This is a genomic window from Nonomuraea sp. B208 (genome assembly GCF_057536035.1).
Genome location: NZ_BAAJOU010000020.1, coordinates 178,381 through 193,391, shown reverse-complemented (window position 1 = coordinate 193,391; position 15,011 = coordinate 178,381). Strand labels below are relative to the sequence as shown.

Here is a 15,011-nt window from a genome sequence, read left to right as displayed (position 1 = left end):
GTTGGGCTTCCGTTCAGTTAGCCGTGTCCATAGTGCCCGTTACTTGACCATCACGCCAGCCACGTTTTTGAATTAGCCTTCAACTCTTCGAATCCCTCTCCTCGGAGTTCCGATGTCACTCACGTTCCTGTTCATGCCGGAAAGCGCGTACGGCCCGACCAACAACTCCATCGGGATCGGCGACATCCTGCGCCGCCGCGGCCACCGCGTCGTCTTCGCCGCCGAGTCGTCCTGGAAGGGCAAGCTGGAGGCCCTGGGCTTCGAGGAGGACCTGGTCGACCTGGCCCCGCCGCCCGAGAACCCCGAGGAGCAGGACGCCGGCCAGTTCTGGAAGGACTTCATCCGCGACACGGCCCCGGAGTACCGCAAGAGCACCAAAGAGCAGCTCGACACGGTCACCAGGCCGATCTGGGGCGAGCTCATCGACGGCGCGAAGTACTGCGAGCCGCAGCTGAAGGCCATCATAGAGCGCGTTGACCCGGACGTGATCATCGAGGACAACGTGATCACCTTTCCGGCGCTCCTGACGGCCGGCAAGAAGTTCGTCAGGATCGTCTCCTGCCAGCCCCTTGAGGTGCGCGGCCCCGACGTCCCGCCGGTCTTCTCGGGCCTGCCCGCCGACGACCGCAGCGAGTGGGACGACTTCCGCGCCGAGTACGACCGCACCCACCGCGAGCTGTGGAGCGCCTACAACGAGTGGTGCGTCGAGCAGGGCACGGAGCCGCTGCCCGACCTCGACTTCATCCACGAGGGCGACCTCAACCTCTACGTGTACCCGGAGATCCTCGACTACGTGGACCGCCGCCCGCTGGGCCCGTCGTGGCACCGCCTCGACTCCTCGGTCCGCGAGACCGACGAGGACTTCACGCTGCCCTTCGAGCGCCGGCCGGACACCGCGCTGATCTACTTCTCGCTCGGCTCGCTCGGCTCGGCCGACGTCGGCCTGATGCAGCGGGTGATCGACGTGCTGGCCACCACCCCGCACCAGTACATCGTCTCCAAGGGCCCGCTGCACGAGGAGATCAAGCTCGCCGACAACATGTGGGGCGCGGAGTTCCTGCCGCAGACTAAGATCGTCCCTCAGTGCGATCTGGTCATCACGCACGGCGGCAACAACACGACCACCGAGGCCCTGCACTTCGGCAAGCCGATGATCGTGCTGCCGCTGTTCTGGGACCAGTACGACAACGCCCAGCGGGTCTCCGAGCTGGGCTACGGTGTCAGGCTCTCGACCTACACCTTCGAGGACGACGAACTCACGGGGGCGATCGCCCGGCTGCTCGGCGACACCGAGCTGCGCGAGCGGCTCGCCGCCGCGGGTGAGGAGATCCGGCGTCGCGACGGCCTGCGCAAGGCCGCGGACCTGATCGAGCAGCTCGGCCAGTAAGGACAAGACCTTCCATGCGTGAACTGATCAACCCCGCCACCGGGCTCCCGTGCGCCGAAGTCGCCGACACCCCGGTGGAGGGCGTGGCGTCGGCCGTGACGGCCGCCCGTGCCGCCTACGCCGAGTGGTCCGAGACCACCCCGGCCGAGCGCGCCCGGCTGCTGCTGCGGCTGGCCGACCTCGTCGAGGCCGACGCCGAGGAGCTGACGAGGCTCGAAGTGGAGGAGACCGGCAAGCCGGCGGCGGTCTTCCGTGACGGTGAGCTGCCGTTCGCGGTGGACAACCTGCGCTTCTTCGCCGGGGCCGCCCGCTCGCTGGACGGCTCGGGGGCCGGGGTGTTCAGCTCCGGCTACACCTCGGTCATGCTGCGCCGCCCCGTCGGGGTGGTGGGGTCGATCTCGCCATGGAACTTCCCGTTCATCATGGCCGTGTGGAAGGTCGGGCCCGCGGTGGCCGCGGGCAACGCCGTGGTGATCAAGCCGGCGCCGCAGACGCCGCGCACGACGCTGCGCCTGGCCGAGCTGTTCGCCAAGGCGGGCGCTCCCGAGGGGCTGGTCCAGGCGGTGACCGGCGGCGCCGAGGTCGGCCAGGCGCTGGTCACCGACCCCGGCGTGGACATGGTCAGCGTCACCGGCTCCACGGAGACCGGCCGCGCGGTGATGACCGGCGCGGCGGCCACGCTCAAGCGGGTGCACCTGGAGCTCGGCGGCAAGGCGCCGGCGCTGGTCTTCGCGGACGCCGACCTGGCGGAGATGGCCCACGGCGTGGCGATGGGGGCGACGTACAACACCGGGCAGGACTGCACCGCGGCCACCCGGGTCTACCTCGCCCGCGAGATCTACGACGACGCCGTGGAGGCGCTGCGGGCAACTCTTGCCGAAATCACCTACGGCGACCCCTGGGACCCGGCCACGGACATCGGCCCGTTGATCTCGGCGGCGCACCGGGAGCGCGTGCACGGGTTCGTGGAGCGCTCCGGCGGCCGGGTGCGGCACGGCGGCGCCCTGCCCGAGGGGCCCGGCTTCTACTACCCGCCCACCCTTGTGACCGATGTCGCACAGGACAGCGAGATGGTCCAGGGCGAGCTTTTCGGGCCGGTCCTGGTGGCGCTGCCGTTCGACGGCGAGGACGAGGCGGTCCGGCTGGCCAACGACACCCGCTACGGGCTCGCCTCGTCGGTGTGGTCGCGCGACGTCTCGCGGGCGATGCGCGTGGCGCACCGTCTCGACGTGGGTGTGACCTGGGTGAACGACCACCTTCCCATCGCCAGTGAGGCGCCGCACGGCGGGGTGAAGGGCAGCGGGTTCGGCAAGGACATGAGCCAGGAGGCGGTCCTGGAGTATTCGGTGACGCGTCATCTGATGGTGAAGCACGCGGCACCCGCCGAGCGGGATTCGTTCCGGCCCGCTTGAAAACGTGTACGGCGAAATGCACCCTAAAGCAGAGCTTTGGGCGTGTTTGATGGGATATGTCGGGTTGGCCGATCTGGTACGGACTGTGTTCCAATTACCCAGCCGGACGGAATCCCATGCGCCACACGCGTGTCTGATTTCTTTCGAGCACGTACCGGCGAGAGGTTGCGAGAGTCAGTGAGGACGGAAAACCCCAGGCATACGAAGTCGGGGGAGTACACAGGCGGCAGGTTCCGGCTGGCTAACTGGCGTGTGCGCTCCAGGCTGGTCGCTCTGATCCTCATCCCCACGGTCGTGGGCGTGCTCCTCGCCGGCATCCAGCTGGCCGACGCCATCGGGACCAGCGCCGAGTACCGGCGCCTGACCCAGGTCGCGGAGCTGGTCCAGAAGGTCGGCGCGCTCAACCACGAGCTCGCCAAGGAGCGCACGCTCACCGCGTGGGCCGTCGCCACGGGCAACCGGGCCGGCCGCACGCTGCAGCTGAAGAACCAGCGCCAGGCCACGGACAAGGTCAAGGCGCAGGTGGAGACCGCCGCCAAGGCCATCGACGACTCCCACACCAGCCGCGTCCGCGAGGGCGTGGCCGAGATGTCCCGCTGGCTCGAAGGTCTCGACAGCCTCCGGACGTCGATGGTCGGGAACGTTCCGCCGCAGGCGTCCATCCGGACCTACACCACGATGATCGGCATCTTCTCGTCGATCCAGGCGGGTCTGGCCGACGGCGTCAACGACGACCGCCTCCAGAGGGACATCGCGTCGCTCGGCTCGCTGCAGTCGATGAAGGAGGAGGTCTCGCGCCAGCAGATCATGCTCATCGTCGCGCTGGCCGAGCGGAAGCTGGACGGCGAGGCCCTCACCGAGTTCCTGGGCTCCTGGGACAAGCAGCAGGCCGCCCTGGCCTCGTTCGAGGCCGAGGCGTCCGCCGAGGAGCTCAAGGCCTACCAGCAGGGCATCAGGGGCCAGCAGATCGACCGCGCCGACGCCATGCGCCAGCGGGCGCTCGCCCAGATGCGCGAGTACAACAAGCTCGGCGACCTCGACGTCACCACCTCCCGCGACCTCAGCCTCTGGTACGACAGCACCACGGCGACCGCCAACGCCATGCGCAAGGTCGAGGACGACCTGGCCACGAAGATCGTGACCCGCACCCGTGAGCTGAGCGACAGCGAGCAGCGCAACGCCATCATCTCCGGCGCGATGATCCTCGTGCTGCTGCTCCTGGTCCTGGTCATCACCACCCGCGTGGCCGGTTCGCTGGTCCGCCCGCTGCGCCGGCTCCGGGCCGAGGCGCTGCAGGTGGCCACCACCCGGCTGCCCGAGACCGTCCGCGTGCTGCGCGAGTCCGGCGAGAGCGCGCAGGTGCCGGAGGTCCCGTCCATCGGCATCAACACTCGCGACGAGATCGGGGAAGTGGCGCGGGCCTTCGACGAGGTCCACCGCGAGGCGATCCGGCTGGCCGGCGACGAGGCCAAGCTGCGCGCCAACGTCAACTCCATGTTCGTCAACCTCTCCCGCCGCAGCCAGACGCTGGTCGAACGGCAGCTCCAGCTCATCGAAGGTCTGGAGCAGGGCGAAGAGGACGAGCAGCGACTGGCCAACCTGTTCCGCCTCGACCACCTGGCCACCCGCATGCGGCGCAACAGCGAGAACCTCCTGGTCCTCGCCGGCCAGGAGGCCGCGCGCAAGTGGAGCGAGCCGGTGCCGCTGGTCGACATCGCCCGCGCCTCGCTGTCGGAGGTCGAGAACTACGAGCGGGTCCAGATCTCGATCGCGTCCAGCACGCTGATCGTCGGCCCGGCCGTCACCGACGCCGTCCACCTGCTCGCCGAGCTGATCGAGAACGCCATCTCGTTCTCCCCGCGCGAGAGCAAGGTCACCGTGACCAGCACCCCCGCCGAGGGCGGCGTCCTGGTCACCATCAACGACCAGGGCATCGGCATGAGCCAGGACGAGCTGGGCGAGGCCAACTGGCGCCTGGCCAACCCGCCGGTCGTGGACGTGTCGGTCTCGCGGCGCATGGGCCTGTTCGTGGTCGGCCGCCTGGCCCTGCGCCACGGCATCCGGGTCCAGCTCAGCCAGCGCGAGAACGGCGGCCTGAGCGCGCTGGTGATGATGCCCGACATGCTCATCAGCGGCGGCGTCGGGGTGCCCCAGCAGGGCGGCCAGTACGAGGCGTTCACCTCGTTCGACCCGAGCATGTTCAACCAGCCCTCGGCCAACGGCGGGCAGCCCTCCGTCAACCAGGTGCTCGACACCGAGTGGCCGGGCTCGCTGCCCGCGCCGGGCAGCACCGGCACGAGCTGGCCGTCCTTCGGCGAGCAGCCGTCGTTCGACCCGTCCTCCACTGACCAGCCCTCCTTCGACCAGCCCTCTTTCGGCCAGTCGCCCTTCGGCCAGCCCCGCTTCGGCGAGCAGCAGCCGGCCGCCTTCGGCGGCGACCGGCCGGGCCCGTTCGACCGCGCCGGCTTCGACCAGCCGCCCGCGGCGACGCCGGGCGGCCCGGGAGTGGACGAGCAGCGCTGGCCGTCCTTCGCCGAGGAGCCTCCGGCTCCCGCGCGGCAGGAGGAGCGCTGGCACTCCGAGGAGACCTCCCGCTGGCCGTCGTTCGCCGAGGAGCCGCCCGCTCCCGGGCAGCAGCAGCCGCAGCAGCCGTTCGCCGAGAACCGCTGGCCGTCCTTCGCCGAGCAGCCGCCGCCCGCGCAGGACGACGAGCCGCGCTGGCCGTCCTTCGCGACCGAGCCGCCCAAGGAGCAGCCGGACGACGCGTCCCGCTGGTCCTCCTTCGCCGACCCGCTGCCGCGCAGGGGGCTGTTCGAGTCGGTCGACCGGCCGCGGCCGGCCTTCGGCCCCGACTACGCCTCGCCCTTCGAAGAGGACCCCAAGCCCGCCGACCGCTACGAGCAGAACGGGCACTCCGGGCTCGGGGCCTTCAGCGCCGGCAACTACACCTCCCAGGACATGACCGGCCCGCTGCCGGTCGTGCGCAACTCGCCGCTGGAGGAGCAGAGCGAGGAGTTCCTGCCGATCTTCTCCTCGGTCGGCTCCGACTGGTTCCGGCGGCCGGAGCCCGAGCAGGTCAGGCAGCGCATCGAACCGGTGGAGGACGAGCCCGAGGTGACCGCCGTGCACCCGGCCATCCCCGCCGACGCCACCGCGCCGCCGCCACCGGTCCAGCCGGCCGCCATGCCGCCGGCCGCGAGCGCGTCCAGGTCGTCGGGGCTGCCGCAGCGCCGGCCCGGCGCGTCGGGGGCCGGCGCCAGCTGGTCCTCGCCCGCTGACGCCGGTTTCCAGGCCGCGCAGGCCGCCGCGCAGCCGCAGCAGGCCGGCACCACGAGCTCCGGTCTGCCGCGCCGCGTGCCCAAGGCGAACCTGGTGCCCGGCACGGCCAGCCTCGCCGAGCCCCAGCCCACGTCTCCGCCGCCACAGATCTCGCCCGAGCGGTTGCGCAGCCGGCTCTCCAGCTTCCAGCAGGGTGTCCGCCAGGGCCGAGCGTTCACGCGCGGAGAAGAGAATGAGGAGGACAAATGAGAGAGATGAGCCAGGGAGCGCGCGGCATCAGCTGGCTGATCACTGACTTCGTGAACAACGTGCCCGGAGTGGCGCACACGGTCGTGGTCTCGTCGGACGGTCTGCCGCTCGCGTACTCGGAGGGTTTCCCGAAGGACCGGGCCGACCAGCTCGCGGCCGTCGCCTCCGGTGTGATCAGCCTGACTCAGGGCGCCGCCCGGGTCTTCGAGGGCGGTATGGTGACCCAGACCGTCATCGAGATGCAGCGCGGGCTCTTGATGATCATGTCCATCAGTGATGGGTCCTGCTTGGCGGTTCTGGCCGCCCCCGACTGTGACATGGGTCTGGTGGCTTACCAGATGACCCTGCTGGTCGAGCGGGCCGGGCAGGTGCTGACGCCGGCCGTACGCGCTGAACTGCAGGCGGCCCGTCCCCGCTAGCCTGGGGGCGTCGACAGGAGATCATGGTGACAGGTCAGGGTTGGGCTGGTGATAGCACTCCGCCGCATCCGGCGGCGCCACAGTCGCGCAAGAGCTCGTTGGTACGGCCGTACGCCGTGACCGGCGGGCGCACTGCGCCACGGATGAAGTTCGCCATGGAGGCGTTGGTGTCCTCCGTGACGTCGGAATACCAAGACATTTCCCTACTAAGTCCGGAGTATCAGGCGATCATCCAACTGACTCGTAACGTGCGGTCGGTTGCTGAGATCTCCGCCCTTTTACGCCAGCCCCTTGGAGTGGTCCGGGTGCTGATCGCCGACATGGCGTCGGAGGGCCTGATCCGCGTGCACCAGCCTGCGCTGGAGGCGGGAAAGCCGGACCTCAACTTGCTCGAAAGGGTGCTCAGTGGACTTCGAAGGCTCTAGCCCCGGCCTTACCTCGACGAAGATCGTCGTGGCGGGGGGCTTCGGCGTTGGCAAGACGACGTTCGTGGGTGCGGTCTCGGAGATCCTCCCCCTCACCACGGAAGCCGTCATGACGGACGCGTCCGCCCACGTGGACGACGTCTCGCTGACGCCGAACAAGACGACCACGACCGTGGCGATGGACTTCGGCCGCGTCTCGCTGGACCGTGACCTGATCCTCTATCTGTTCGGCACGCCGGGCCAGCACCGGTTCTGGTTCATGTGGGACGACCTGGTGCGCGGCGCGATCGGCGCGATCGTGCTGGTCGACACCCGCCGCCTGGCCGACAGCTTCCCCGCGATCGACTACTTCGAAGAGGCGAAGCTGCCGTTCGTCATCGGGATCAACGGCTGGGACGGGCACTTCGCCCACCAGGAGGAGGAGATCCGCGAGGCGCTGTCCATCGGCGGACACACCCCCATCGTGCGGCTGGACGCCCGGCAGCGCGAGTCGGTCAAGGCGACCCTGATCACCCTCGTGGAGCACGCCCTGACCCGCCACATGCACGAGCCGGTATAACCCGGCTTCGCGGGCGCCTCCCGGGTGCGGATCCCCGGGCGGCGCCCGTCCGGGTGACAGGATGCGGGCATGCACGTGACCCCGTACCCACTCGAACCCGGCCCCGAGCAGACCCGTGAGATGGGCGAGGCCGCGCTGGCCCTCGTCGAGGACTTCCTGCGCGACCTGCCGGACCTGCCCGCCCTCGCCCCGAGCGACGCCGGCCTGCTCGCCGGCCTGCGGGAGCCGGCCCCCGAGCACGGCAGCCCCCTGCCCGCTCTGCTGCGGACGGTGGCCGCGGCGGCCCGGCAGGGCGGGACGAGCGCGGGGCCGGGCTACCTGGCGTACGTGCCGGGCGGCGGGCTGTACGCCGCCGCCCTGGCCGACTTCCTGGCCGCCGCGCTCAACAAGTACGTGGCGGTCTGGGACCTCGCGCCCGCCTGCGCCCAGATCGAGGCGACCGTCGTCCGCTGGCTGTGCGACCTGTTCGGCCACCCGGAAGGGGCACGCGGCATCCTGACCTCCGGCGGCTCGATGGCCAACTTCTCGGCGATCGTCACCGCGCGTACGGCGCTGCTCGGCGAGCGCTTCCTGGACGGCGTCCTCTACGTCACCGACCAGACGCACGCCTCCTCCGCCAAGGCCGCCCTGCTGGCCGGCTTCCCCCGGGCGAACCTCCGCACCGTGCCCACGCTGCCGTCGCTCGCCATGGACCCGGCCGCGCTGACCGGCCTGATCGCGGCCGACCGGGCGGCCGGCCTGCGCCCGTTCCTCGTGATCGGCAGCGCGGGGACGACGAACACCGGCGCCATGGACCCCCTGACGGAGCTGGCCGGCATCGCGCGGGCCGAAGGGCTCTGGTTCCACGTGGACGCCGCCTACGGCGGGCCGTTCCAGCTCACGGCGCGCGGCCGGGCCCTCATGAGCGGCATCGAGCGGGCCGACTCGATCACGCTCGACCCGCACAAGGCGATGTTCCTGCCGTACGGGACCGGGGCGCTGCTGGTCCGCGACGGCGCGCGGCTGCGCGCGGCACACCACCTGCGCGCCGACTACCTCCAGGACCTCGCCGCGGAGGAGGAGATCCCGAACTTCACCGAGTACTCGCCCGAGCTCAGCCGCGACTTCCGCGGCCTGCGGCTGTGGCTGCCGGTCAAGCTGCACGGCCTCGCCGCCTTCCGCGAGGCGCTCGACGAGAAGCTGGACCTGGCCCGCGTGGTGCACGACGCCCTGGTGGAGTCGGGGTTCGAGGTGCCGTGGGAGCCGCGGCTCACCACCGTGGCCTTCCGCTGGGTCCCCGAGCACGGCGACGCCGACGCCTTCAACGCCCGCCTGCTGCGCCGGATCAACGCCGCCGGGCGGGTGCTGCTGTCCAGCACCACGATCGGCGGCACGTACATGATCCGGGTGTGCGTCCTGAGCCACCGCACCCACCGCGGCCGGATCGACGAGGCCGTCGCCGTCATCCGCACGGCCTGCGAGCGGCTGCGCGAGGAGGAGGAACGCGGGGTGGTCAGGAGCGGCGCAGCAGGAGGGTGACGAAGCCGAGCAGGTCGCGGTAGCCGTTGAGCCACATGTCGCGGTGCTCCCGCGCGGCCCGCAGCGCCTCGTCGCCGTCGGGGCCGGGGTGCTCGGCGGCCCAGCGGGCGAGGCTGCCGGTCCAGGAGAACTCGTAGTCGTCCCATTCGGCCCGGTCGCTGACGTGGGCGTGGACGGTGAGCCAGCCACTGGACTCGGCCGCCGCGACCGTGCCCGCGAGGTCGGGGAAGGCGCCGATCTCCGCGACCAGCTCCGGCGTCGGCGGACGCTCCCAGAACCCCTCGCCCACCAGCGCCAGCCCGCCGGGGCGGACGAACCTGGCGAGCGCCTCCATCGTGCCCTTCAGCCCGCCGAAGGCGTGCGTGGAGCCGACGGCGAGCACCAGGTCGTACGGCTCACCGGCGGGAAAGGCGCTGATGTCGGCGAGCCGCGCCGTGAACCGGCCGGCCAGGCCGCGGGCCTCGGCTTCGCGCTCGGCGGCCGCCACGGCGTGCGGGGAGAGGTCCACGCCGTCGGCGACGGCCGACGGCACCAGCTCAAGAGCGCGGAGCGCCCACACGCCGGGCCCGCAGCCGAGGTCGAGGACACGCGCGCCCTCGGGCAGCGCCGCGCGCCGCAGCAGGCGGTCGAGCGAGGCGTCGGAGACGGGCGCGGCGATCGGGTGGTCGGTGTGCGCGATGGCGCTGATGAGCTGTCGGTCCATCCCGCCATCTTCCCGAACCGCGCAACAGGTTTTCCGTCGCGGGAGGCGACGGATCAGACGACCGCGGCGTGTCCCCGGACCAGGCGGCCCACCTCGGCACGCAGGTGCACGAAGTCGGGGTGCTCGCGGGTGGTGATCTGGTCGCGCGGCCCGGGCAGGTCGACCTTGAGGTCGCCCACGACGTGCGCCGGCGCCTTGGACAGCACCACCACGCGGTCGCCGACGTAGACGCTCTCATCGATGTCGTGCGTGATGAGCACGATCGTCATCTGGTGGTGGCCGCGCACCTTGAGCACCAGGTCCTCGAGGTCTTCCCTGGTCTGGGCGTCCACCGAGCCGAACGGCTCGTCCATCAGCATCAGCGTCGGCCGGTAGGCGAGCGCCCGCGCGATCGCGACCCGCTGCTGCATGCCGCCGGAGAGCTGGAACGGGTATTTGCGCTCGGCCGCGGACAGGCCGACCGACTCCAGCGCCTCCATGGCGGCCTCGCGGCGGGCCTTCTTGTCCATGCCCCTGCGGCGCAGCGGCAGCGCGACGTTGTCGGCGACCGACATCCAGGGGAACAGCGAGCGGCTGTAGTCCTGGAACACCACGGCGAGGTTGTCGGGGGTCTGGCGCACGAGCTTGCCCTCGACCTTGACCTGGCCGCCGGTCGGGCTGATGAGCCCGGCGATCGAGCGCAGCAGCGTGGACTTCCCGCAGCCCGACGGCCCCACGATGCACAGCAGCTCGCCCTCGGCGACGCTCAGGTTGAGACCTTCGATGGCGCGGTGCTCGTTGGGGGTGCCGGCGCCGTACACATGGGAGAGATTGTCTATCTCGAGCAATGTGCTTCCTAGGGGGGCGAGACCGCGGAGGAGGACCGCGACTCCGGAAGGGTCGGAATTCGACTCTAGCGGAGCGGGCAAAGCTGGAGGAGTCGGTCAGGTAAACCTCTTCCGGGCGTGATCTTACTCGGGGAGACCGGCACTGTCATGGCGCACGTACGCTCCACGACTCCCGCTCGTTGAGCGCCCGCACGTCGGCGTCCGAGATGGCCCGCTGCGCGGCCGCCATGGCGGCCAGCTCGGCCTCGGTCAGCACGTCGGCGACGTCGCGGAAGCCGTCGGGCGCCCGCTCGGTCACCAGGGCGATCGTCTCCTCGACGGGCAGCGCTCGGTGCGCGCGCACCAGGGCCGAGGTGGGCGGAAGACGCTCGTCCTCGTACGCGCGCAGCGCCTCGGCCGGATCGTCGTACGAGGCCAGGCACCGCGCCAGCACCCGGGCGTCGAGCACGGCCTGGGAGCCGCCGTTCGAGCCGATCGGGTACATCGGATGGGCGGCGTCGCCGAGCAGCGTCACCCGTCCCTCGCCCCAGCGCGGCAGCGGCTCCCTGTCGACCATCGGGTATTCGAGGATGCGGCCGGTGGCCGCGAGCAGGGCCCGGATGTCGGCGGGGCGATAGGTCCAGTGCGCGAAGTGCGGCGCCACGTCGGACAGGCGGCCCTTCCTGCTCCAGTCGGCAGCGCCGACCTGGCCGGGCTCGGCCACCTTCACCTCGGCCACCCAGTTGACCAGCCGCGGGTTGGCCGCCGAGATGTGGTAGGTGACGAACTTGCCGGCCGTGTTGGAGCCGCCGACCAGCACCGTCGCGCCGTCGAGTATGGGGTCGGCCTCGGCGACCCCGCGCCACATCCTGATGCCCGCCCACAGCAGCGGGTCGCCGGTCGGATGCAGCCGGGCCCGCACCGCCGACTGCACGCCGTCGGCGCCGACGAGCACGTCCACCCGCTCGCGCAGCACCTGCCCGTCCGCCCGGCGCAGCGTGACGAGCACGGCGTCGCCGTCCTGCGCGCAGTCCTCGAAGCGCACCCCCGTGCGCACGGGGACGCCGCGCTCCTCGACCGCGGCGAGCAGCGCGAGCTGCAGCTCGCCGCGGTGGATGCTGTACTGGGGCCACCGGTAGCCGGCCGCGCGGCCCCGTGGCAGCGCCAGGATGACGTTGCCGTGCCGGTCGGCGAAGGTCATGGAGCTGGTCTCGACGCCGAGCGCGGCCAGGCGGCCGGCCAGCCCCAGCTCGGTCAGCTCGCGTACGGCGTGCGGCTGCAGGTTGATGCCGACGCCGAGCGGCCTGATCGTCCGCGCGGCCTCCACGACCACGCACTCCAGCCCGGCCGCGGCCAGGCTCAACGCGGTGGCGAGTCCTCCGACGCCGCCGCCCACGACCATGGTCCTCACCGTCCGCACCCTAAGCGACCGGTTCCTGCGCCGCGCGGTGCCAGCCGAGCACGCGCCGCTCCACGACGAGGAACAGCTCGTTCAGCAGGTAGCCGAGCACCCCGAGCAGCACGATCGCGGCCCACATGGCGGGCAGGTCGAACATCGAGTACGCCTCCGTGAGCTGGAACCCGATCCCGTTGGTGGTGCCCGGCAGCAGCTCGGAGAAGACCATGACGATGAGCGAGAGCGACAGCGCGAGCCGCAGCCCGGCGAACATCTTGGGCAGCGCCGACGGCAGCACCACCCGCCACAGCCGCTCGGCCCGCGACAGCCGGAACACCTGGCAGGTCTGCAGGTGCAGCGGCTCCACGGCGCGGGCGCCGTCGGCGGTGTTGAGCAGCACCGGCCACACGATGCTGAACATGATGAACGCGAGCTGCATGCGCAGCCCGAACCCGAACACCACCAGGAACACCGTGACCAGCGCGGGCGGCGGCACGGCCCGCAGGAACTGCAGCACCCCGTCGAGGTAGTCGTAGACGCGGGCCGACAGCCCCACCGCGAGCCCGAGCACGACCCCGGCCAGCGCGCCCCCGGCGAACCCTGCGGCCATCCTGCCCAGGCTGGGCAGGATGTTCTGGACGGCGACGTCGCTCAGGAACAGCCGCTGCGGCGGCCCCGAGAACCACATCGCCTGCATCCGCGTCACGATCGTGCCGGGCGTGGGGAAGAACGCGCTGCCCGCCGCCCTGGTCGCCACCTCCCACAGCAGCACCAGCACGGCGAGCACGAGCCAGCGGAACGCGATCGTCCGCGCGCCTCGCCTGCGGGCGGCGGCCCGGGACCGCCGGGCGATCCGCGGCGGCGCCGTGGCCTTCGCCGCGACCTCGGCTGTCGCTTTCACGTCTGCTCTCCCAACCGGGCGTGGTGCCAGCGGAACGCGCGCCGCTCGAAGGCGACCAGCAGGGCGTTCACCGCCACGCCGAACAGCCCGACCCAGCACACCCCGGCCAGGATGTCGGTCATGCGGGCGGGCACCGCGATGCCGGCGAAGTAGATGAACACGCCCATGCCCTCGCCCCGGCCGGCCACGATCTCGGTGCTGACGGTCAGGATCAGCGCGATCCCCGCGGCCAGCCGGACGCCGGTCGTGATGAACGGCGCCGAGGAGGGCAGCGAGACGCGCAGCAGCACCGACAGCGGGCCGAAGCCGTACGACCTGAGCGACTCCTTGGCCAGCGGGTCCACGCCACGGAGGCCGTACATCGTGTTGTAGAGGATCGGCCACAGCGAGGCGTAGACCACCAGCGAGATCCGCAGTTGCAGGCCGGTGCCGATGACCAGGGCCACCAGCGGGATCAGCGCGACCGACGGGATCGGCCGCAGGAACTCCACGACCGAGCGGGTGGCGGCGTCCACGACGGGGACGCTGCCGAGCAGCAGCCCGAGCGGCACCGCGGCGACCGCCGCGATCCCGAGCCCGACGGCCCAGGCGAGCAGGCTGGTCAGGGCGTGCACGCGGAAGGCGGGATCGAGCGCGAGCGCCCCCATCCGCGCGGCGATCTCCGTCGCGGGCGGCAGGAACTCGCGGTCGGCCAGGCCGGTACGGCTGACCAGCTCGATCAGGGCGGCGAAGGCGAGGGCCCCGGCCGCCCGCCGCGACCACCGTGCGGTGGCGCCGGTCGGGCGGCCGGGGGCCAGGGCGGTGGCGGTCACGCTCACCCGGACGTGGTCGGCGACATGAGCGTCTTGACCTCGATCGCCTTGGTCAGCCAGCGGGCCTCCAGCATCCAGTCGGCCACCCGTTGCAGCCGCACCGGGTTGTCGCTGCTGGAGAAGTAGGGGAAGGTGACGGTGGCCGCGGTGGCCGCGTCGATCTGGGTGAAGGTCGGCAGCACCTTGGAGACGACCTCGCGGTTGTTCTCCATGAGCTTGGCCGCGTTGTGGATGGCCCGTTGGAAGGCCGCCGCGACGCGCGGGTTCTTGTCGTACCACTCCTGCGTGCTGACGTAGCCGGAGATCGGGAACTCGGCGGCGGGGCCGGAGGCCGGGTCGAGGATCTTGCGGGCGCCCATGGTGGAGGTGGCCGCGGTGACCATCGGCTCGCCGAGGTAGGCGGCGTCGATCTGGCCGCCCTTCCACGAGGGCATGATGTTCTGGAACGTCACCTGCACGTACTTGATGGAGGCCGGGTCCACGTTGTTGGCCTTGAGCACCTGCGTCAGGGCCAGCTCCTGGAAGTTGTGCAGGACGTTGACGTTGATCGTCTTGCCTTCGAGGTCCTTGGCCGTCTTGATGGGCGAGGTGGGCAGCACCATGATGCTGAGCGAGTCGGGGGCCGCGCGGGAGCCCTCGGCCAGGATGCGCAGCTTGAGCGTGCCCTTGTCCTGGGCCTGGAACATCGACACGTAGTTGCCGAACATCGCGTCGATCTCGCCGTTGAGCATCATGGGGATGGCCTCGGGCGCGGCCTGGACCACCTGCGGGGTGACCTCCAGACCCTCCTTCTCGAAGAGCCCCTGGTCGATGGCGACGTAGAGGGCGGCGCTGTCGATGGCCGGCAGGGTGGCGACCTTGATCTTGGTCTTCTCCAGGCCGCCACTGGCGGCGGCCGGTGGCGCGCTGGCGGTCGTGCCGCCGCCTGAGCTGCAGGCTGCGGCGAGGGTCAAAGCGAATCCGATGATGGCGGCCCTGGCGGGACGGCCAAGCCTCATGTCAGGGACTCCCTTCAGATGGAGCCAGGGGGGACCGGGCGGCTTTCTGCTGCCGGCGGCTCTTGCGCCTGACGCGCAACAGGGCTCGACCGTAGCACCAAATTAGTGGTCATTATCGAGAAGATAACACTTGTGGTTGCAATGTCT

General features: G+C 71.2%; 13 protein-coding genes. 7 read left to right on the top strand and 6 right to left on the bottom strand.

The window, feature by feature from the left end; genetic code table 11:
• Positions 1-112 precede the first annotated feature (112 nt).
• From AC27IY_RS16065 to AC27IY_RS16035, 7 genes are all read left to right on the top strand, one after another.
• The gene (locus AC27IY_RS16065; RefSeq protein ID WP_423444324.1) at positions 113-1,387 is read left to right on the top strand and encodes a glycosyltransferase; all 1,275 of its coding nucleotides are present in this window, start codon (positions 113-115) and stop codon (positions 1,385-1,387) included.
• Positions 1,388-1,401: 14 nt separating this feature from the next.
• Complete coding sequence (locus tag AC27IY_RS16060; RefSeq protein WP_344209184.1) at positions 1,402-2,799, top strand: aminobutyraldehyde dehydrogenase; 1,398 nt, start codon at positions 1,402-1,404, stop codon at positions 2,797-2,799.
• Positions 2,800-3,051: 252 nt separating this feature from the next.
• Positions 3,052-6,327, top strand: a complete 3,276-nt coding sequence (locus AC27IY_RS16055) for a sensor histidine kinase (protein ID WP_487178401.1) — start codon at positions 3,052-3,054, stop codon at positions 6,325-6,327.
• Positions 6,324-6,746 (top strand): roadblock/LC7 domain-containing protein, encoded by a 423-nt coding sequence (locus AC27IY_RS16050; RefSeq protein ID WP_020546551.1) that lies wholly within the window; start codon positions 6,324-6,326, stop codon positions 6,744-6,746. Before AC27IY_RS16055 ends, AC27IY_RS16050 begins: the two co-directional genes overlap by 4 nt.
• A 23-nt stretch (positions 6,747-6,769) precedes the next feature.
• Positions 6,770-7,171 carry a DUF742 domain-containing protein gene (locus tag AC27IY_RS16045; protein ID WP_084685891.1) on the top strand — a complete coding sequence of 134 codons (402 nt, stop codon included), beginning with the start codon at positions 6,770-6,772 and terminating at the stop codon, positions 7,169-7,171.
• On the top strand, positions 7,152-7,730 hold the full coding sequence (locus tag AC27IY_RS16040) for a GTP-binding protein (protein ID WP_344209178.1): 579 nt from the start codon (positions 7,152-7,154) through the stop codon (positions 7,728-7,730). The genes AC27IY_RS16045 and AC27IY_RS16040 overlap by 20 nt, the downstream gene beginning before the upstream one ends.
• Positions 7,731-7,799: 69 nt before the next feature.
• The gene (locus tag AC27IY_RS16035) at positions 7,800-9,248 is read left to right on the top strand and encodes a pyridoxal phosphate-dependent decarboxylase family protein (RefSeq protein WP_487178400.1); all 1,449 of its coding nucleotides are present in this window, start codon (positions 7,800-7,802) and stop codon (positions 9,246-9,248) included.
• On the opposite strand, the gene AC27IY_RS16030 is transcribed toward AC27IY_RS16035, so the two are convergent.
• From AC27IY_RS16030 to AC27IY_RS16005, 6 genes are all read right to left on the bottom strand, one after another.
• Positions 9,223-9,951 carry an SAM-dependent methyltransferase gene (locus AC27IY_RS16030; RefSeq protein ID WP_487178399.1) on the bottom strand — a complete coding sequence of 243 codons (729 nt, stop codon included), beginning with the start codon at positions 9,949-9,951 and terminating at the stop codon, positions 9,223-9,225. The two genes, AC27IY_RS16035 and AC27IY_RS16030, sit on opposite strands and share 26 nt — an antisense overlap.
• Positions 9,952-10,004: 53 nt before the next feature.
• Entirely contained in the window at positions 10,005-10,778 is a 774-nt protein-coding gene (locus tag AC27IY_RS16025) for an ABC transporter ATP-binding protein (protein ID WP_344209172.1), read from the bottom strand.
• A 145-nt stretch (positions 10,779-10,923) separates the two neighbouring features.
• Complete coding sequence (locus AC27IY_RS16020) at positions 10,924-12,159, bottom strand: FAD-dependent monooxygenase (RefSeq protein WP_487178453.1); 1,236 nt, start codon at positions 12,157-12,159, stop codon at positions 10,924-10,926.
• 19 nt (positions 12,160-12,178) lie between these two features.
• A complete protein-coding gene (locus tag AC27IY_RS16015) occupies positions 12,179-13,054 on the bottom strand; it encodes an ABC transporter permease (RefSeq protein WP_487178398.1) in 876 nt (291 codons plus the stop codon).
• Positions 13,051-13,872, bottom strand: a complete 822-nt coding sequence (locus AC27IY_RS16010; protein ID WP_487178397.1) for an ABC transporter permease — start codon at positions 13,870-13,872, stop codon at positions 13,051-13,053. Before AC27IY_RS16010 ends, AC27IY_RS16015 begins: the two co-directional genes overlap by 4 nt.
• On the bottom strand, positions 13,869-14,864 hold the full coding sequence (locus tag AC27IY_RS16005; RefSeq protein ID WP_329583833.1) for an ABC transporter substrate-binding protein: 996 nt from the start codon (positions 14,862-14,864) through the stop codon (positions 13,869-13,871). Before AC27IY_RS16005 ends, AC27IY_RS16010 begins: the two co-directional genes overlap by 4 nt.
• Positions 14,865-15,011: the final 147 nt, after the last annotated feature.

Bases quoted from the DNA above. Each gene is read 5' to 3' on its own strand.
- AC27IY_RS16045 (WP_084685891.1), top strand. From the start codon at position 6,770: ATGGTGACAGGTCAGGGTTGGGCTGGTGATAGCACTCCGCCGCATCCG.
- AC27IY_RS16030 (WP_487178399.1), bottom strand. From the start codon at position 9,951: ATGGACCGACAGCTCATCAGCGCCATCGCGCACACCGACCACCCGATC.
- AC27IY_RS16020 (WP_487178453.1), bottom strand. From the start codon at position 12,159: ATGGTCGTGGGCGGCGGCGTCGGAGGACTCGCCACCGCGTTGAGCCTG.
- AC27IY_RS16065 (WP_423444324.1), top strand. From the start codon at position 113: ATGTCACTCACGTTCCTGTTCATGCCGGAAAGCGCGTACGGCCCGACC.
- AC27IY_RS16060 (WP_344209184.1), top strand. From the start codon at position 1,402: ATGCGTGAACTGATCAACCCCGCCACCGGGCTCCCGTGCGCCGAAGTC.
- AC27IY_RS16005 (WP_329583833.1), bottom strand. From the start codon at position 14,864: ATGAGGCTTGGCCGTCCCGCCAGGGCCGCCATCATCGGATTCGCTTTG.
- AC27IY_RS16035 (WP_487178400.1), top strand. From the start codon at position 7,800: ATGCACGTGACCCCGTACCCACTCGAACCCGGCCCCGAGCAGACCCGT.
- AC27IY_RS16050 (WP_020546551.1), top strand. From the start codon at position 6,324: ATGAGAGAGATGAGCCAGGGAGCGCGCGGCATCAGCTGGCTGATCACT.